This is a genomic window from Hallella mizrahii (assembly GCF_009695775.1).
Taxonomy (GTDB): domain Bacteria; phylum Bacteroidota; class Bacteroidia; order Bacteroidales; family Bacteroidaceae; genus Prevotella; species Prevotella mizrahii.
In genome coordinates, this window is sequence record NZ_VUNG01000002.1 from 61,364 (window position 1) to 79,723 (window position 18,360).

Consider the following 18,360-nt stretch of genomic DNA (forward strand, 5'->3'; position numbering starts at 1 on the left):
TGCCTCTTTCTAAGACAAAAAGACATAAAAGACAGATATTGTGATGCTTTATATTGCAATTCCCTTCTCCATTCCTTCACGCTTAGCAGCGTCCATGCCGTTCTCGATGTCGCGGTAAGCATAGGCACTCAGCTCGCGGAGAAGGCGGCTCTCAGCATGCGGATTGATATTCATATTATTACGTTTACAATTTCTTTATTTCTTCCGCTGGCAAACCCGTCATTTCCGAAATCATCCCATCCTCCAGTCCTCTTGCCTTCATCTTTCGTGCCACTTCCAATGCTTTTGCCTGTGCACCCTTCTCGGTTCCAATTGCGATTCCCTTCTCGGTTCCAATTGCGATTCCCTTCTCGGTTCCAATTGCGATTCCCTTCTCGGTTCCAATTGCGATTCCCTTCTCGGTTCCGATTGCGATTCCCTTCTCCATTCCTTCACGCTTAGCAGCGTCCATGCCGTTCTTGATGTCGCGGTAGGCATTGGCACTCAGCTCGTAGGCGCGGCGGTCTTCGGTGGTCATCTTAGCAATCTCGGCAGTCTTGAAAAGCTTTTCGAAGACACGACCTTGCAAGGCCATCGGACGGCTCATCAGATTTTGAAGATTCCTTAAGCAATAAATCCATTTCTCCAAAATGCTGTCGCACTCCTCCAAGGTTTTATGGAAATTGGCGAGCTCCACATAGATATAGGTGAGCTTGTCGTAGAAAATTTCGTGTGACTCTGTGTCCATGAGCTTCACTTCGCGGAAGATACTGCTGTCGCTATGCTTGTCCTCGGGAAACGTGAAGTTCAGTATGCCGATGGTGTATACGTCGTGGAGTTCATAGTTCCAGCTACCCCGCTGCGCCTGCTCAGCGATGGGGAATGTGGAATAGTAGATGGAGCGGTCTTTATAGAAATCTTGGTATACATTCTGCATCTCCACTATGATGCGCGCGCCAGTATCCGTTGTGCAGTATACGTCAAAGACAGCGCGGCGGGCTTCCTCGTTCGTACCGAACTTCTCGCTGTTTTTATAGGTGATGTCAGAGACGACAGGATCACCATTGAACAGCGCATTGAGGAAGCTCATCAACAAGTCCTTGTTGAAAGGGGTGCCGAAGATGCGCTTGAAACCAAAGTCGGTCAACGGGTTGATGTATCTTTCTCCTGTGTGTATCATGGCAGCGATTGTTTTTGTTACAAAGATAGGGGTTTCTGTCGACAATCGCAAACTTTCGACCTGACTTTTTGCCATCAGCATAGTAATTTCTACCTTCCCTCATATTGATTTGTTGGAATAATATGCTATTTATGCAAATGTAAACAGCGGTTTATATAAGCGGCGGTTTACTTTTAAGAGGAAGTGAGAAGGCTGAAATCTTGCCTAAAAAGCCGTTCGCGCACTATCTGTACGACCTTAAAGGCCTTTCATTGCAGGATATGTAAGATAACTGAAAACAAAATCAACGAGAAATTTGGTGGAGCGCAAGAAAAGTAGTAACTTTGCAGGCAATTACGCTCCAAGGGTCGTGAAAGACCCGCAACGTGATCATAGAATTCTATAACAAAACGAATAATTAAAGAAATGAAAAAAGGTATTCATCCAGAAAACTATCGCCCCGTCGTGTTCAAGGACATGTCCAACGGCGATATGTTCCTCACACAGTCTACATGCAAGACCAACGACACTGTAGAGTTTGAGGGCGAGACTTACCCAGTGGTAAAGGTAGAAATCTCCAGCTCTTCGCATCCGTTCTACACGGGCAAGAGCAAGCTCGTCGACTCGGCTGGTCGTGTGGACCGCTTCATGAGCCGCTACGGCAAACTGAAGAAGTAAATACCAAAGCTAAGAGAATAGAAGCGCGATCGAACGTAGTTGCATATACGTTTGATCGCGCTTTTTTGTAGAAGAAATTGGAAGACATAATTATGAAGAACAGAAACTGCAATAAGCTTTACGCCATTTGGACGCGAATTGCGACCTTTGTCTTTATCCTTTCTCTCCCAGTCATCGCCTCATGCTCCGGAGACGATAATGGCGAACAGGGGGAGACGGTCAACACCAATGCCAATGCCAACAACAACACTCAGGTCTTCCCGGAATATGCTCGTATGGAGATGCCACGCATAAAAGACGGCAGCCGTATCATCATACACCGGACCAACGCATTCGGCGTGAACTATATCGTAGAATGGGATGACGGACTACGTGCGCAGCGCTGGACATGCTACCGCCTTGATGCAGAAAACAGCATCGTGACAGGCAGTCGCAGTGGTTGGTGGAACGGAAGAGATCCCTTTGCTGAAGACGACCTGATACCCGCCGCGTACCGCACGACACTGAATGACTACAGCCAGATGACCCCTCACTACGACCGTGGGCATATCTGTCCGTCAGCTGACCGTCTCAACTCCAAGGAAGCCAATCAACAGACTTATCTGCTCGGCAACATACAACCGCAGCTCAATGGTTTCAACACCGGCGTATGGCTCTACATGGAGAACAAAATCCACGGCAACACTTACGAGAAGATCATAGGATGGAACCGAAGTGCTTTCCGTGACACCTTATATATATGTAAGGGTGGTACGATTGACAACAACAACTACACGCGTTCCAACACAGGTTTGGTCATCCCGAAATATTTCTTCGCCGCCATCCTGCGCATCAAAAATGGACAGTACAACGCCCTCGGCCTATGGTTTGAACACAAAAACGACCATAGCACAAGTCTGAAGGCTTACGCGTGCAGCATCGACGAGCTGGAGAAGCGCACAGGCATCGACTTCTTCTGCAACCTGCCCGACGACCGCGAACGTGTCATCGAAGCCGCCCAACCCAATGACGCTCTGTGGGGACTGAAATAAAAACAAGACCATCCATTAAATAGGTACATAGTTTAAAGTTTTAATGCTCTGCTATACAGAATAAAGAATATCAACGAATATCAAGAACATCCTCTATATATTCGGTCATATTTGCTATCCCATCGAAGATGGAGCGTTAAAAGTCTAAACGGTTACCGTGTACCTATTTAACGGATGAACTCAAAACATCTTTATTGTGGACTGATCACTTCTTCGCGGTCATCACCACTTTCCAGTGAGTCTTGCCTTTATCCGAGCCACGCGTAGCAGCCTTGGCATTTCCGGTGTAGCGGTTGAACCAGAAGTCATCGACCTCACCACCAGCCGAAGACCACAGATAGCCGGTGAACGTACGGTCGTTGAGATTCAGATCATCGTAGGCGACACGCATGACATAATCTGTCGTGGAGCCATTCTCCAGCACAGTTTTATAAGTGAGATAGATGTCACCTGTCTTCGGATCGATGTACCAGGTAAAGTCACGCTGCAACTCCTTCTCATTCGTCTGAGGGTTGTAGTCATACTGCGTACCCGTGCCCGAGATCGCCGTATTGTTGTATTGCACGAACTCGATATCTGTCGAGTGGTCGATGCTGTCGACAGCCACGCCTTGCTCATTGAGCTCGTAAGCTCTCATGCTGCCGCGCCACTGTCCATTGAGTGTCTGCGCCATAGCCACGAAGAAGTCCTGGTTGTTGACATCATCGTCATCTGGCCGATGGTTGTAGTCATTGCCCCATGTCCAGTCATCATACCAGTCATCGTACCAGTAATCCGGATCATCATCACAACTTGTGAAAAGCATTGGCACGACAGCTATGGCTGCCACTGCCATCATTATCTTAAACGCTTTCATATCTCTGAATGTTTAATCCACCTTGCTTGATCAATCTTACTCTACCTTTCCGAAATGTCTCACCGGCTTTGCCGTACTATCATCTTTAGCGCGCGTTCCAGCAACATTCTTCTTGGCATAGCCACCATAATAGTCGTCGTAGTAGTCATACCCCCAATCAGTGTAGCTATTCCAGTTGGGTGAAGACACCTGGACAAGACTAAAGTCTACGGTCTGGTTACCATAATAGATAGTGCCTTCAAAGCGACCGCGATACAGTCGATAGTCGCGAATCTGTACTGATGTACCCTCTTCTACGAAGTACACATTGATGACACCGTTGGACACTGTCCACTGAATATGGTTGGCTACCTGATTGTTGCGCCACGGCGAGTTCTGATAATAGTCGATCCAATAGCCCGTACCCGAAGAATAAGTATAAGGATCCTGCACAAAGCAGATCTCAGAGGACAAAGCCTGATAATGATAATGCTGACCATTATAATTATAATCTGTACTTACTTTCATATCACCTTGCCACGTTCCTTCAAGCGTCATGGCGATATCACTGTCGTCGTCGCAGGAGACCAGCGTGGTAGCTGTCAGTGCGAGGAGCAGCATAGAGATTATAGACATTAACTTTTTCATTGCCTTTTCATTTTTATGTTATTGATGCCACAAAGTTAACGCATTTCTATTAAACGGCAACGGGAAATCGGATATTTGTGAGAGGGATTTCCCTACTGTGTGAAGAGAATCCCGTTATTAATTAATCAAAAATAACCAGCAAAAGATGGGCTATCTCCATTCTTTTTTGTACTTTTGCCTTGCATTGTCTCAGAAAGGGAGAATGTGAAAACATAAGATTGTAAAACATAACTAAGATAAAGCCAAGAATAGAAAACAATGAGAACCGTTTACGAATTCAGTGTGAAAGACAGAAAGGGTAACGAAGTGTCCCTGCGCGAATATGCCAACGAGGTACTGCTCATCGTCAACACAGCCACCAAGTGTGGTTTCACCCCTCAGTATGAGGAACTGGAGAAACTCTATGAGAAATACCATGCCCAGGGCTTCGAGATCCTCGACTTCCCCTGCAACCAGTTTGGCCAGCAGGCACCGGGCACCGACGAGAGTATTCACTCTTTCTGCAAGCTCACCTATGGCACCGAGTTCCCACAATTCAAGAAGATCAAGGTCAACGGCGACGACGCCGACCCGCTCTATAAATTTCTCAAGTCTCAGAAGGGCTTCGCTGGTTGGGACGAGAATCATCCTATCTATCCCATCCTCGACAAGATGCTCTCTGAGGCCGATCCTAACTATAAGGAGAACCCGGACATCAAGTGGAACTTCACCAAATTCCTCGTCAACAAGAAGGGGCAGGTGGTGAAGCGCTACGAGCCTACGGAGAAGATCGACAACATCGCCAAGGATATCGAGGCTCTGTTATAATTTCATCACCTATACCACCCTATAATATAAAAGGAGAACAACGACATGAAGACAAAGTGCTTAATCATCGGCAGCGGACCCGCTGGCTACACAGCCGCCATCTACGCCGGACGCGCCAATCTCAATCCTACTCTGTACACCGGTTTGCAGATGGGCGGACAGCTCACACAGACCACCGACATCGAGAACTTCCCCGGATTCCCCGACGGTATTGACGCCAACGAGATGATGGAGAACTTCCGCAAGCAGGCAGCACGCTTCGACGCTGACATCCGCGACGGTGTGATCACCGAGGTGGACTTCAGCCAAAAGCCCTACGTGGCCACCAACGACCGCGGCGAGAAGATAGAGGCTGACACGATCATCGTAGCAACAGGAGCATCTGCCAAGTACCTCGGTCTTCCCGATGAGGAGAAATACCGTGGCCAGGGCGTCTCTGCCTGTGCCACCTGCGACGGCTTCTTCTATCGCAAGAAGGTTGTCGCTGTCGTCGGCGGCGGTGACACAGCCTGCGAGGAGGCCACTTATCTGGCCAATCTCTGTAGCAAGGTGTATATGATCGTGCGCAAGCCTTACCTGCGCGCTTCCGAGATCATGAAAAAGCGTGTGGAGGACAATCCCAAGATAGAGATTCTCTACGAGACCAACACACTCGGACTCTATGGCGACAATGGTGTGGAGGGAGCTCATGTGGTTTATCGCAAGGGCGAGGCCGACGAGAAGAAATACGATCTGCCTATTGACGGTTTCTTCCTCGCCATCGGTCATAAGCCCAACACCGACATCTTCCGTGGCAAGCTCGACATGGACGAGGTAGGATATATCAAGACACAAGGCGACACGCCGCGCACCAACATCGAGGGTGTCTATGCCGCCGGTGACTGCGCCGATCCCACCTACCGTCAGGCTGTCGTTGCCGCCGGATCAGGCTGCAAAGCCGCACTGGAAGCCGAGCGCTATCTGCAAGGAAAGTAAGCAGAGTATATATTATAAGTAAGATAACAGAATGCCATACTGCTAATCAACGGACTTGAGCAGTATGGCATTCTATCGTTTAGAAAGATACCTTTTCTTCCCCCTCATATTCCGTTTTTTTTGTTTGGAAGTGTATTACATCTGGGAAACCGTGTATTACTTATATATTAGAAAAAAATATAAATGAGAGTGTATAGGCTATTATGCCACGTGTATAAACGCACTAAGGGAAGCCACTCTCGTCGGCCTCCCTTAGTGCTTGGCGGAAGATGAGGGATTCAAACCCCCGATACCCGAAAGGGGTATACCGGATTTCGAGTCCAGCGCATTCGGTCACTCTGCCAATCTTCCAATTGTGACTACAAAGGTAATAAAAAGTTAGTAAAGGACGATTGTCTTTCTTTGACAATTTTAATAAATTAACACTACAACTTTGTCTCGATCCACTTTTTCAGAACTACAGCCTGGTTGTGAGTTTCGTCTTTTGCACCGAAAAGCAGCGTCACATTGGCTTGCGACAAGAGCGTCCTGCATCTTTCCACAAAGCTTTTGGCCTCGTCGCTCTGATTGAGTTCCTCAATATACTTCTCTGTGAAAGCAGGGAAAAGCGCAGGCTGATGCCCAAACCATTTTCTCAACTCCGTGGACGGTGCGAGCGATTTGTTCCACTCATCAATATTGGCGTTCTCCTTGGAGATGCCACGCGGCCACAACCTGTCGACCAGCACGCGATAACCATCCTGTTCTTCGGCAGGCAAATAGACTCTTTTAACTTTCAGCTGTCCCATCATCCTTCTGATATTTAATTATTTAATGCTGCAAAGATACCATGCTTCCACAATTTCCAACGGTAACAATTGTGCCCATTCATGAACAAAAAAAAGTTAAAAGTGTTCACTTCAACTTATTGCTGTCCAGAATTTTAATGCTTCGTCCATCAATCTCGATAGCACCTTCCTTCTCGAAATCGGCCAACACACGCTGCAAAGAGTACTTTTGGATGCCGAAGCTGTCGGCAATCTGTTGTCGGCTGCGATAGAGCTGGATGACGCGGGAGTTTTGTTCTTTCGCCCTCTTGATCAACAGGTAGCCTACTTTTTCTCTGACTGTCATCAGCGATAGCACGTTGATTTTGTGGGTCAGGAACACGTTGATGTCAGACAGCGTACGGATGAAGTTCATACACAGTCTACTATTCTCATCGATCGCTCTGACAAAATCCATCTTGTCGATGCGGAGAATCAAGCATGGCTCCACGGTCTCCACGCTCACGGGCATGAGATTGTTGGCAGAGAAGATGAAGGCCGGCGCAATGAGATGCCCTGCCCGAAGGCGGCTCACCTCTATCTGCTTTCCGCCCACAGAAGACATCCTGCACACCATTGTTCCTTCCAACACGATGTCGACATGCCGGTATGGCATACCGGCAAGCGCATAGATCTCGTTTTTGCTAAAAGCTATTCGTTTGTAACTGATGCTGTCTAAGAACTGCATGATATCTGTCTCTGAAAAATTCGCAAACAACTTACATTGCTGTAAGGTATTGATCTGTTTATTGTCTAACATGTCAGAAGTAATATTAATCACGGTGCATTATTTCATTGATACCTTTATGAATAATAACGAGCGAACTGACACCTTATTATATATGTCGGCATCCATCTCCCCGCCACGAGGCATACAAAAATCCAGGGCACCCCGAAGAGTGCCCTGCTTGGATATTATGCCATACGCATACACTTCGTCAGAATATACCGGCTTTACCCACAACGATCAAGAGTACAAAGCCAATGATCAGTGTCAGGAAACCGACGATAACACCTGTCTTGGCCATATCCTTCTGATCGATCAGACCTGTAGAGTAAGCGATAGCATTTGGAGGAGTTGAGATCGGCAAAGTCATGGCTGCAGATGCTGCCACAGCAATACCAATCAGCATGGTGGATGTGCCGCCGATGACGCTCAGCTTATCGCCCATGCCCTCGCAGACAACCGTGAGGATAGGAATCATCAGAGCTGCCGTTGCCGTGTTGGAAATGAAATTGGAAAGGAAGTAGCATACCAGACCCGCAATGATCAAGATCACGATCGGACTCCAGTCGCCGAACGGTATAGCCTGAATAGCAACCTTTGCCAACCCTGTGCCATTGAGTGCCAATCCGAGAGCGAAGCCGCCGGCCACCATCCAAATGACACCCCAGTCGATCTTTTGCAAGTCCTTGGCTGTGATGACGCCCGTGATAGCAAAGATGGCAATCGGAAGCATAGCCACCGTGTTGGAGTTCACGCCAACATACTTACCAACGATCCACAACAGGATGGTCAAGGCAAACGTGATACCGACAACAGCTGTACGCCAGTTGTGGCTCATATCACCTTGTATGTTCAGTTCAATGGTTTTCTGAGTAAAAGGAAAGAACTTTTTCAGTACTACCCATGCAATGAACAGCAAAACGATGACCAGTGGTACCATGATCAGCATCCACTGTCCGAAACTGATCTGCATATTGAGTCCTGCAGGATCAATGAGCACTTTATAGGCAAAAGCGTTGGGCGGTGTACCGATCGGTGTGCCCATACCTCCAAGGTTGGCACCGATAGGAATAGACATCGTCAAGGCGATGCGCCCCTTGCCATTGGCAGGCAGTGCCTTGAAGACAGGCGTAAGGAAGGTCAGCATCATTGCGGCTGTAGCCGTGTTGGAGATGAACATGGAGAAGGTACCGGTGATGAGCAGGAATCCCAACAGCACATTCTCACTCTTCTTGCCAAACGGCTTGATGAGCGTCTTTGCCATCCACACGTCGAGACCCGACTTTGTGGCGGCAATAGCAAGGATGAAACCACCGAGGAAGAGGATGATCGTAGGGTCGGCAAAGCAGGCCATGATACCTACCGAGTCCAACAACTGGCCATACTGTCCTTCGTTGCCTTGCAAAAAATTGAAGGAGGAATCACTCACACAGAACAATAGAACAAAGATGATTGCGATGGACGTCGCCCATGCGGGTATAGCCTCCGTAATCCACAACATCACGGCCATCACAAAGATGGCAATCACTCTCTGCTGTACCACAGTGAGCCCAGCAATACCAAAGCAGGCGCTTGGCAAATTCCAAATAATCAGCGTTACCAGTGCAGTGATCAAGAACCAAATCAGCTTCTTCTTGTCTAAGTGACCAGTAACGACATTCTGTTCCGTTTCCTTCGTCATAACTAAATGATTTTAGATGAATACTTATAGGTTTGAGGTATAATTGCTGCAAATATACGTGGATTTATTGAGATAAACAACTATTTTTGTCCTAACTTAGTTTTAATAATCGCTTAATTCTGTTAAATGTATAACAAAAAGAAGCATCTGTCAGAAACATTTTCTATTTTTGTAAGTCTTAAATAATGTAGGCGGGATATGATGCCCGCTGATCAACAAACCAACAAAAAGAATCGCACTCCTTATATATATAGGAGTACAACAGAAAGAAAACAAATAAAAAGTATCATAAAATGAAAAAGAAAGTATTATTGTTCGCCATGCTCCTGTTCTGTTGTATAGGACAGGCCTTTGCGCAGGCTCAGATCAAGTTCGACAAGGTTACCTATAACTTTGGCACATTCTCCGAGAGCCAGCCCGTGCAGAAATGCACATTCACTTTCACCAACGTGGGTGACAAGCCCTTAGTCATCAACCAAGCCCTGGCCAGCTGTGGTTGCACGGTACCTTCCTACACCAAAGCTCCAATCAAGCCGGGAGAGAAAGGTGTGATCTCTGTGACCTACAACGGCAAAGGCAAATTCCCAGGCCATTTCAAAAAGGCCATCACCGTCCGCACAAATGGCGTCCCGGAGATGACGAGACTCTACATCGAAGGTGAGATGAAAGAAGCTAACAATAAATAGGCAAAAGCAAAGCAGTGCTCTCAGACATACGGGAGCACTGCTTTGCTTTTTGCTACAAGCCCCAAACCACATTGCTGTTTAGATCTGTAGCATATTATATTCTATTCCAATGACAAGATGATCGAAGTGGCGCCAAGTGTGAACAATGTTCCATCTTCTATCACCCGACGCTCATGGTCGCCCAACAACTCGTTGCCAACAAAGGTACCAGTATTACTTGGACCATCACGAAGGATATACTTAAGCCGCCCATTGCGGTCACGCGACACGTTCACGACGCAATGTGTCATATCCATACTGGGATCATCCGTGGCAATTGCACAGTCGACATGTGAACTACGGGAAGCTCTACCGATGAAGTTATCGCCGAGATGCAAAGGAAACTCCTGCTTATAATGGAAGCGGTTCTCTATCACGACCAATTTTCCAAAGTTCTCTGATGGTTCTGCAACTGTAGGCGAGACAACAGAATCAGATGCTGCCTTATCCTCTTCTTTTGACAGCGGAGCCTGAGCAACAGATTTCTTCGCGATTTTCAATCTGACTCCGACTTTCTTTCCACATTCAGGGCAAGATGTCACAAACGTTCCGTTCTCATCCACCTCACTCTCATCAAAGTAGATGACGTTTCCACATTTAGGACAACGAATCTTTTTCATGGTTCCATGGATCATTACTGCTTCACTTCCATCACCCAACCTTGAGCAAACTCGTCATAGTCGGCAAGCTTGTTGCGAATCTTTTGAGCCGTATGGGCAGAGGAATACATACCATAGACCACTCTTCTGCGGCCTCTAAGCATAAGCACCTTTGCGCTATCCAAGCCTCTTTTGTGAAGTTTCTGTACATAAGTCTCAGCATTGGCCTTGCTGACCTGACTGGCCAAAACGATCGTATAGCCCGTCCCGACAGTCTGCCCAGTCTGGAATTTCCGAACAGCACTGTCTTGCTTGGCCTTCTGGATTAAAGCTTTCACATTAGCCTTTCTGACCGTCTCGCCTACCGTCTTCTCTCCGAAGGTCTTCTGCTGTGGCAAGACGGGCTGGAGCAGATCGGTGTTAACCCGGCTCTCAATGACACCCTGACCATTGCTCAAACGTGTCGGCAAGAGCAGAAAGACGATAAGTGCAATACACGCTACAGCCACATTACGCCATAAGGCGATCAGACGCACGTCGCGTTTGTCCGACTTGTCTGTAACAGCGTTCTCACTATCGGCACTCTGAATTTTCGGCATCACCACTGCCGCCTTGGCAACAATTTCTTCTTCGCCTGACTCTTTGACAGTGGGACCGAGTGCCTTCATTTCAAACGAGCCCAAGCCATAGAGCGAGGGAGTAAGAATCCCAGCTTCACAGGGTGAGAACTCATAATGGCCATCACTGTTGACACGGATCGTTCCAATATCTGTCAACTCGAAATAGCCTTCGTTTTCCAAATGGCCTTTCAGCTCACGCACTTCCTCCTCTATGCGCTTGCAGGCATCGGGATAGCTGATATCATAAGCTTCGACATAAGATTGTGTAAGCAACGAATCATTGATGGTGAGCTTTGGATTGAAGCCCACCGTGCGCTTTGGCGGTAGAAAGGTGCCGTCGGTCGGATCGTATATAGCACTGACATAGTGCGCCATAAACCCACCAAAGCCGGGAACAATGACACAATCATTGTCCAAAAGCAATATTTCTATATGTCTACTTAATTCTATCACGTTTGCAAAATTAAGAAAAAAGGCCATAAACACCAAAAAATAACATACTAAAAATCAGACCTGACATTTTTTTTAGACAACACTGCAAATTATTCAAATGAATTTGTTATCTTTGTGGCAAAATATTACGAAAGACAAGATGGAATACGAAGAGACAAATATCAAAGGAGTTTGGATATTAACTCCAAAAGTTTTTAACGATAACCGAGGATATTTCTTCGAGGCTTGGAAAAAAAGCGACTTTGAGGCCCATGTGGGCAAGGTCGACTTCATCCAGGACAATGAGTCGAAGTCGTCTTACGGCGTATTGCGTGGACTGCATTACCAAAAGGGAGAATTCTCCCAGGCAAAACTCGTTAGAGTCATCAAAGGCAAAGTACTCGATGTGGCTGTAGATCTTCGTCAGTCATCCCCGACTTTCGGTAAGTATGTGATGGTTGAGCTGTCGGAGGACAACAAGCGTCAACTCTTTATCCCCCGTGGCTTTGCCCATGGTTTCCTAGTGCTGAGCCAGGAGGCCGTCTTTACTTATAAAGTTGACAACATCTACGCTCCTGCCCACGAAGCCAGCATCCGGTGGAACGATCCGCAGATCGGCATCAACTGGCCTATAGACCAGAAAGATGTCGTCACCAGCCCTAAGGACTTGGAAGGCAAAGACTTCAAAGACGCTGACTTCTTTGAATAATTTACCTTTAAGCACAGACTTAGCTTAAACGTATAGAAATGAATATAGCAATTGTAGGTACCGGATACGTCGGACTCGTCAGCGGCACGTGCTTTGCGGACACAGGCGCCATCGTCACTTGTGTAGACACCAATGCCGAGAAAATCCAGCGTTTACAAAACAACGACATACCTATTTACGAACCAGGGCTCGTGGAGTTGGTACAGAAGAATGTCAAGGCAGGCCGATTGAAGTTTACGACCGATTTGGCTTCTATCGTCAACGAACAAGAGATCATCTTCACAGCTGTTGGTACACCACCCGACGAAGACGGGTCTGCTGACTTGACCTATGTGCTGCAGGTGGCCAAGACCATCGGACAAAGCATTAACAAATATGTCGTCGTTGTCACCAAGAGCACTGTGCCCGTAGGCACCGCCAAGAAAGTCAAGGACACGATTCAGAGAGAGCTGGACAAGCGGGGTGCAAAAGTGCAGTTCGACGTTGCCAGTAACCCTGAATTCCTTAAAGAGGGCAACGCCATCAAGGACTTCATGAGTCCCGACCGCGTAGTCATCGGCGTAGAGTCGGAGCGGGCCAAAGAGATACTCTCGCGTCTCTACAAGCCTTTTCTGATCAATAACTTCCGGGTGATCTTCATGGATATTCCGAGTGCCGAGATGACCAAATACGCTGCCAACTCGATGCTCGCCACACGCATATCGTTCATGAACGACATGGCTAACCTATGTGAACTAGTACATGCCGACATCAACATGGTCAGACAAGGCATCGGCAGCGACACCCGCATAGGCCGTAAATTTCTCTACGCCGGTTGTGGCTATGGCGGTTCGTGCTTCCCCAAAGATGTGAAAGCACTTATCAAAACCGCCGACGACAATGGCTATTCCATGGAAGTACTCAAGGCAGTGGAGCATGTCAATGAGCGTCAAAAGACCGTGCTTTTCAAAAAACTTGAGAAGGCCTACGGATCAGAGGGTCTCAAAGGCAAGACCATCGCCCTGTGGGGACTGGCTTTCAAACCTGAGACAGACGACATGCGCGAGTCCACAGCCCTGGTCATTATCAAATTGCTGAAGGACGCCGGTTGCACAATCCGCGCCTACGACCCCGTGGCGATGAACGAATGCAAGCGCCGCGTGGGCGATGCCGTCGTCTACTGCCACGACATGTACGACACCATTGACCAGGCCGACGCGCTGCTCCTGCTCACAGAGTGGAAAGAATTCCGCCTGCCCAACTGGAACGTTATCGCCCGAGCCATGCGGCGCCCACTGGTCATCGACGGCCGGAACATCTTCGATGCCAAGGAGCTCGGTGAGGCCGGAATCGAATATCACTGCATAGGACAATAGTCCATCATCATTTGTCGACAAGGAATCGTGACACCTATATATAAAATGTAGTCTATGAAAAAGCAATTCTTTCTGCTGATATGTTTGCTCACAGCTTTAACGATAAGTATTGGCGGTTGCCGTGAGCGGGCTAAACAAGTTTCAGCTCCGCAAGAAGACCTCGCAGCCAAGAAAATGCTACAAGGTATATGGGTGAACGAAGATGAGGAGAGTGTCGCCTTCGAAGCCCAAGGCGACTCGATCTTCTATCCCGACACAACGAGCCAGCCTGTAAGATTCCAGATAGTTGAGGACACGCTCGTGTTGCATGGTGCCGAGGATATTAAATATCCCATCATCAAGCAGACAACGCACCTCTTTATCTTTAAAAACCAAAACGGCGATGAGGTGAAACTGGAAAAAAGTGATGATCCAGACGATGCCGCACAGTTTACACACCAAAAGCCGAAGGCTGTCAACCAAAACCAGCTCATCAAACGTGACACCATCGTAAGCTACAACAACGTCGGATACCACTGCTACGTCACTGTCAACCCTACCACGTACAAGGTTGTCAAAGCCTCATACAACGACGAAGGCGTGGAGGTAGACAATGTCTATTACGATAATATCGTCAACCTCAATGTCTATCATGGTGCTACAAAACTCTTTTCCGGTGACTTCCGCAAACAACAGTTCAAGCATATCGTTCCTGAGGATTTCCTGGAGCAGGCGATCCTCAGCGACCTGATATTCGACTCTATCGACAAGAATGGTGTTCACTACATTGCTGTGTTGGTCATTCCCGACAGCATGAGCAGCTATGAAGTACAACTCACCGTCAGCTATACCGGACACTTGCAGATGCGATTGAAATAAACATCTCTTGCCCTGCTCCGAGGCTCGGAAAACAAAAAAAATCGTTAGCCGAAGGTCGGTTTTTCTTGCATCCTTGCACGATTGTAGCTAAAATAATGTAAATTTGCAGCAATTATGGAAATAGCGATCGTAAAATACAATGCTGGCAACATGTTTTCAGTGGTAAACGCCCTCAAACGGTTAGGTATTACCCCGCAGATTACCGACGAGGCAGAACAGCTACAGAAAGCGGACCGTGTCCTATTCCCCGGACAAGGCAATGCCAAAACGGCCATGGACTATCTGCGACAGCATGGGCTGGACAAAATCATCACAGGACTGAGACAACCTGTGTTGGGCATATGTGTGGGACAACAATTGTTGTGCCGACATTCTGAAGAGGGTGACACACCATGCTTGGGCATCTTTGACGTGGATGTGAAGAAGTTTGTTCCCAACCACCATGACGAGAAAGTGCCCGCTATGGGATGGAATGAGCTCACACATCTGAAGTCGCCGCTTTTCAAAGGACTCCACGAAGGCAACTACACCTATTTCGTCCATAGCTATTATGTGCCAGTATGTGAAGACACAATCGCTCAGGCCAACTATATCCTCCCCTACTCCGCAGCGATCCATAAAAAAAATTTTTGGGCGACACAGTTTCACCCGGAGAAGAGTGGACAGGTGGGAGAGACCATTCTGCGCAACTTCTTGGAAATAAAAGATTAATCAGGATCAGCCATGCACAACATAGAACTCATACCAGCCATTGACATCATCGATGGCAAATGTGTGCGCCTCACCCGCGGTGATTACCAGCAGGTGGCTACCTACAACGACGATCCCGTGGATCAGGCCAAGCAGTTTGAGGCACTTGGCTTCCGCCGTCTTCATGTCGTGGATCTCGATGGAGCCAAATCCAAGCATATCGTCAATGTTGGCGTACTCTCCGCCATCACCCACGCCACCAGTCTCACCGTAGACTTTGGAGGCGGTGTGAAGAGCAACGATGATCTCGACCGTGCCTTTCAGGCTGGAGCCTCTATGGTCACCGCAGGCAGCATCGCCATCACTCATCCTGAGGAGGTAGGGAAATGGATCGGACACTTTGGTGCTGACCGTATCATTCTCGGTGCTGACGCGCACGACGGTCGCATCAGCATCAACGGATGGAAAGAGGACTCTTCCGTCAGCCTGACAGATTTCCTGCATGAATGGGTCGATGCCGGCATCACAAAGGTGCTCTGCACAGACATCTCTCGCGACGGCACACTGCAAGGCCCCTCCACCGCACTATATCGTGACATCATGGCACGTTATCCCCATCTACAGCTCATCGCCAGCGGTGGTGTGGGCAACATTGCAGACATAGCAGCCCTTGACCAGGCAAAGGTACCCGCCGTGGTATTCGGTAAAGCTTGGTATGAAGGAAAGATCACGGCCGCAGACATTCAACCATACATCAACAGCAAAGAAAGATAAAGATGTTAGCCAAACGTATCATACCCTGCCTTGATGTCAAAGACGGCGAGACCGTCAAAGGCACACACTTCGTCAACCTTAGACAGGCCGGAGATCCCGTGGAACTGGGAAAGGAATATAGCCGGCAAGGTGCTGACGAGCTGGTGTATCTCGACATCACAGCAACATCCGACGGGCGCAAGACCTTCACGGACCTCGTCACGAGAGTAGCCCGGGAGATCAATATTCCCTTCACTGTCGGAGGCGGCATCGAGAGCATTGCCGACGTGGAGCGACTACTCTATGCCGGTGCTGACAAGATCAGCATCAACTCGGCAGCGATCCGCCACCCTGAGCTCATTGACGAGATAGCCAAGCGCTTCGGCTCACAGGTTTGCGTATGTGCCATTGACGCACGCAACGATGCCGACGGCTGGCACTGCTATATCAAAGGCGGACGGGAACGTACTTCTCTGCGCCTCATGGACTGGGCCCGCGAGGTCGCTGACCGCGGAGCTGGCGAGATACTCTTCACCAGCATGGATCACGACGGCGTCAAGCAAGGCTTTGCCAATGAAGCACTGGCAGAGTTGTCAACAGAAGTGGCAATACCCGTGATCGCCAGCGGTGGCGCAGGAAAGAAAGAGCATTTCCGCGATGCCTTCACGCTGGGAAAGGCAGATGCTGCTCTGGCTGCCTCTGTCTTCCATTTCGGCGAGATCACCATCCCCGAACTAAAGCAATATCTCAGAAGAGAGGGGATCAATGTGAGAATATAAACAAATTTAGATACGACAACATACCATAGTAAATAGAGGACAATATGGAAATAGACTTTGAGAAAATGGGAGGGTTGGTTCCTGCCATCATACAGGATGCAACCACCAAGAACGTGCTCATGCTGGGTTTTATGAATCAAGAAGCCTACAAAAAGACCATGGACACGAAGTTGGTCACGTTTTGGAGCCGTTCACGTAACTGTCTTTGGACAAAGGGCGAAACATCGGGCAACTACCTGCATCTGGTTTCCATTCAAAGCGACTGCGACAATGACACGTTGCTGATCAAAGTCAATCCCGACGGCCCTGTCTGCCACAAAGGCACGGACACATGCTGGGGTGATACCAACAAATGTAATCCAGTGGAATTCCTCAGCGAATTGCAGGACTTCATCAACAAGCGCAAAGAAGAAATGCCGGAGAACAGCTACACTACCAGCCTCTTCCGCAAAGGCATCAACAAAATTGCACAAAAGGTTGGTGAGGAAGCAGTTGAGACCGTGATAGAAGCTGTCGGAGGCACAAATGAGCAATTGGTCTATGAAGGTGCCGACCTCATCTACCATCTCATTGTCCTGCTGAGTGCCAAAGGCATGCGCATTGAGACCCTTGCCAATGAACTGGCCAAGCGCCATAATCCCAACTGGGACAAGGCACGTCGCATCAAGAAGTCACAGGAATAGAGTATACCCTGTTTGCGTCCTACTCTGATATGTAACTTAGAAAAATATTAATTGATCATGCTTATCGATTATCATAAAGTAAATATATACCAACAAGACAAACTCATCCTCCATGACGTGGATTTCCATGCCGAGGAAGGAGAATTTATCTATTTGATAGGAAAGGTGGGATCCGGCAAGAGTTCACTGCTCAAGACTTTCTATTGCGAGCTTGATCTTCCACAGAAAGAAACAGAAAAGGCCCAGGTCCTGGGACGTGATTTGAAAGCACTCAAGCGCAAAGAGGTGCCTGCACTCCGAAAGGAAATGGGCATCATCTTTCAGGACTTTCAGTTGCTCCATGACCAGACTGTTTACCGCAACCTGCGCTTCGTGCTCAAGGCCACAGGTTGGAAGGACAAGAAAAAGATCGATCAGCGCATCGACGAAGTGCTTGAGGCTGTGGGCATGGCCGACCGTAAAGAGAGCATGCCCCACGAACTGTCCGGCGGCGAGCAACAGCGCATCTCCATTGCACGTGCCCTGCTCAACCATCCCAAGATCATCATCGCCGACGAGCCTACCGGCAATCTCGACCCAGAGACGGCTTGCAATATCGTGAAGTTGCTCAAAGACATCACTACCACGGGTACGGCTGTCGTCATGTCGACTCACAACATTCCGCTACTCGACCGCTTCCCTGGTATCGTATACCGATGCAAGGAAGGACTGCTCAGTGACGTCACCAAAGAATACGCTAACCTCGACCTCACCGAGGACGAGGCTACGATGTAGCCGGCAACCACTCCTATTTATAATATATAACACGTCAATCCATAAAGACTAAGCAAT

22 protein-coding genes and 1 tRNA gene are annotated in these 18,360 nt (G+C 48.3%); 13 read left to right on the forward strand and 10 right to left on the reverse strand.

The genetic code is table 11. The features are described 5' to 3' along the window. Positions 1-48: 48 nt before the first annotated feature. Together FYJ73_RS16115 and FYJ73_RS01160 are read right to left on the reverse strand one after the other, a co-directional pair. The gene (locus tag FYJ73_RS16115) at positions 49-174 is read right to left on the reverse strand and encodes a hypothetical protein (RefSeq protein WP_262885110.1); all 126 of its coding nucleotides are present in this window, start codon (positions 172-174) and stop codon (positions 49-51) included. Between the two features lie 10 nt (positions 175-184). Next, the gene (locus FYJ73_RS01160) at positions 185-1,159 is read right to left on the reverse strand and encodes an Rpn family recombination-promoting nuclease/putative transposase (protein ID WP_154532793.1); all 975 of its coding nucleotides are present in this window, start codon (positions 1,157-1,159) and stop codon (positions 185-187) included. A 405-nt stretch (positions 1,160-1,564) separates the two neighbouring features. On the opposite strand from FYJ73_RS01160, the gene FYJ73_RS01165 reads away from it, so the two are divergent. Continuing rightward, positions 1,565-1,816: a type B 50S ribosomal protein L31 gene (locus FYJ73_RS01165; protein WP_154532795.1), complete on the forward strand. Its 252-nt coding sequence runs from the start codon at positions 1,565-1,567 to the stop codon at positions 1,814-1,816. A gap of 92 nt (positions 1,817-1,908) precedes the next feature. Further along, entirely contained in the window at positions 1,909-2,847 is a 939-nt protein-coding gene (locus tag FYJ73_RS01170; protein ID WP_154532797.1) for a DNA/RNA non-specific endonuclease, read from the forward strand. Between the two features lie 205 nt (positions 2,848-3,052). Here the strand turns inward: FYJ73_RS01170 and FYJ73_RS01175 are convergent, their stop codons facing one another. Next, positions 3,053-3,703 (reverse strand): hypothetical protein, encoded by a 651-nt coding sequence (locus FYJ73_RS01175; protein WP_154532799.1) that lies wholly within the window; start codon positions 3,701-3,703, stop codon positions 3,053-3,055. Between the two features lie 36 nt (positions 3,704-3,739). Beyond that, the gene (locus FYJ73_RS01180) at positions 3,740-4,330 is read right to left on the reverse strand and encodes a hypothetical protein (protein ID WP_154532801.1); all 591 of its coding nucleotides are present in this window, start codon (positions 4,328-4,330) and stop codon (positions 3,740-3,742) included. A 258-nt stretch (positions 4,331-4,588) separates the two neighbouring features. On the opposite strand from FYJ73_RS01180, the gene FYJ73_RS01185 reads away from it, so the two are divergent. Both FYJ73_RS01185 and trxB read left to right on the forward strand, forming a co-directional pair. Then, entirely contained in the window at positions 4,589-5,137 is a 549-nt protein-coding gene (locus tag FYJ73_RS01185; RefSeq protein ID WP_154532803.1) for a glutathione peroxidase, read from the forward strand. Between the two features lie 45 nt (positions 5,138-5,182). Then, the gene (trxB, locus tag FYJ73_RS01190) at positions 5,183-6,112 is read left to right on the forward strand and encodes a thioredoxin-disulfide reductase (RefSeq protein ID WP_154532805.1); all 930 of its coding nucleotides are present in this window, start codon (positions 5,183-5,185) and stop codon (positions 6,110-6,112) included. Positions 6,113-6,372: 260 nt separating this feature from the next. Here trxB and FYJ73_RS01195 read toward each other — a convergent pair. The 4 genes from FYJ73_RS01195 to FYJ73_RS01210 all read right to left on the reverse strand — a co-directional run bounded on the left by FYJ73_RS01195 (position 6,373) and on the right by FYJ73_RS01210 (position 9,326). Then, positions 6,373-6,463, reverse strand: a tRNA-Ser gene (locus tag FYJ73_RS01195). A gap of 74 nt (positions 6,464-6,537) precedes the next feature. Next, the gene (locus FYJ73_RS01200; RefSeq protein WP_154532807.1) at positions 6,538-6,900 is read right to left on the reverse strand and encodes a DUF488 domain-containing protein; all 363 of its coding nucleotides are present in this window, start codon (positions 6,898-6,900) and stop codon (positions 6,538-6,540) included. A gap of 106 nt (positions 6,901-7,006) precedes the next feature. Further along, positions 7,007-7,678 carry a Crp/Fnr family transcriptional regulator gene (locus tag FYJ73_RS01205; protein ID WP_154532809.1) on the reverse strand — a complete coding sequence of 224 codons (672 nt, stop codon included), beginning with the start codon at positions 7,676-7,678 and terminating at the stop codon, positions 7,007-7,009. Between the two features lie 178 nt (positions 7,679-7,856). Further along, positions 7,857-9,326 carry an SLC13 family permease gene (locus tag FYJ73_RS01210; RefSeq protein ID WP_154532811.1) on the reverse strand — a complete coding sequence of 490 codons (1,470 nt, stop codon included), beginning with the start codon at positions 9,324-9,326 and terminating at the stop codon, positions 7,857-7,859. 293 nt (positions 9,327-9,619) lie between these two features. Between FYJ73_RS01210 and FYJ73_RS01215 the strand changes: the two genes are divergently transcribed. After that, entirely contained in the window at positions 9,620-10,012 is a 393-nt protein-coding gene (locus tag FYJ73_RS01215) for a DUF1573 domain-containing protein (protein WP_154532813.1), read from the forward strand. Positions 10,013-10,113: 101 nt separating this feature from the next. Here the strand turns inward: FYJ73_RS01215 and FYJ73_RS01220 are convergent, their stop codons facing one another. Both FYJ73_RS01220 and FYJ73_RS01225 read right to left on the reverse strand, forming a co-directional pair. Beyond that, entirely contained in the window at positions 10,114-10,671 is a 558-nt protein-coding gene (locus tag FYJ73_RS01220; protein WP_154533009.1) for an FHA domain-containing protein, read from the reverse strand. 14 nt (positions 10,672-10,685) lie between these two features. Continuing rightward, complete coding sequence (locus tag FYJ73_RS01225) at positions 10,686-11,750, reverse strand: HU domain-containing protein (RefSeq protein WP_154532815.1); 1,065 nt, start codon at positions 11,748-11,750, stop codon at positions 10,686-10,688. Between the two features lie 112 nt (positions 11,751-11,862). Here FYJ73_RS01225 and rfbC point away from each other — a divergent pair, with 112 nt between their 5' ends. The 8 genes from rfbC to FYJ73_RS01265 all read left to right on the forward strand — a co-directional run bounded on the left by rfbC (position 11,863) and on the right by FYJ73_RS01265 (position 18,303). Next, on the forward strand, positions 11,863-12,411 hold the full coding sequence (gene rfbC, locus FYJ73_RS01230; protein ID WP_154532817.1) for a dTDP-4-dehydrorhamnose 3,5-epimerase: 549 nt from the start codon (positions 11,863-11,865) through the stop codon (positions 12,409-12,411). 38 nt (positions 12,412-12,449) lie between these two features. Next, entirely contained in the window at positions 12,450-13,766 is a 1,317-nt protein-coding gene (locus tag FYJ73_RS01235; RefSeq protein WP_154532819.1) for a UDP-glucose dehydrogenase family protein, read from the forward strand. A gap of 54 nt (positions 13,767-13,820) precedes the next feature. Beyond that, on the forward strand, positions 13,821-14,624 hold the full coding sequence (locus tag FYJ73_RS01240) for a DUF4738 domain-containing protein (protein WP_154532821.1): 804 nt from the start codon (positions 13,821-13,823) through the stop codon (positions 14,622-14,624). A gap of 114 nt (positions 14,625-14,738) precedes the next feature. After that, positions 14,739-15,335: an imidazole glycerol phosphate synthase subunit HisH gene (gene hisH / locus FYJ73_RS01245; protein WP_154532823.1), complete on the forward strand. Its 597-nt coding sequence runs from the start codon at positions 14,739-14,741 to the stop codon at positions 15,333-15,335. 12 nt (positions 15,336-15,347) lie between these two features. After that, complete coding sequence (hisA, locus tag FYJ73_RS01250; protein ID WP_154532825.1) at positions 15,348-16,088, forward strand: 1-(5-phosphoribosyl)-5-[(5-phosphoribosylamino)methylideneamino]imidazole-4-carboxamide isomerase; 741 nt, start codon at positions 15,348-15,350, stop codon at positions 16,086-16,088. Between the two features lie 2 nt (positions 16,089-16,090). Further along, on the forward strand, positions 16,091-16,846 hold the full coding sequence (gene hisF / locus FYJ73_RS01255) for an imidazole glycerol phosphate synthase subunit HisF (RefSeq protein WP_154532827.1): 756 nt from the start codon (positions 16,091-16,093) through the stop codon (positions 16,844-16,846). A gap of 44 nt (positions 16,847-16,890) precedes the next feature. After that, complete coding sequence (gene hisIE / locus FYJ73_RS01260) at positions 16,891-17,529, forward strand: bifunctional phosphoribosyl-AMP cyclohydrolase/phosphoribosyl-ATP diphosphatase HisIE (RefSeq protein ID WP_154532829.1); 639 nt, start codon at positions 16,891-16,893, stop codon at positions 17,527-17,529. 57 nt (positions 17,530-17,586) lie between these two features. Then, positions 17,587-18,303, forward strand: coding sequence for a cell division ATP-binding protein FtsE (locus FYJ73_RS01265; RefSeq protein ID WP_154532831.1), 717 nt, complete (start codon positions 17,587-17,589; stop codon positions 18,301-18,303). Positions 18,304-18,360: the final 57 nt, after the last annotated feature.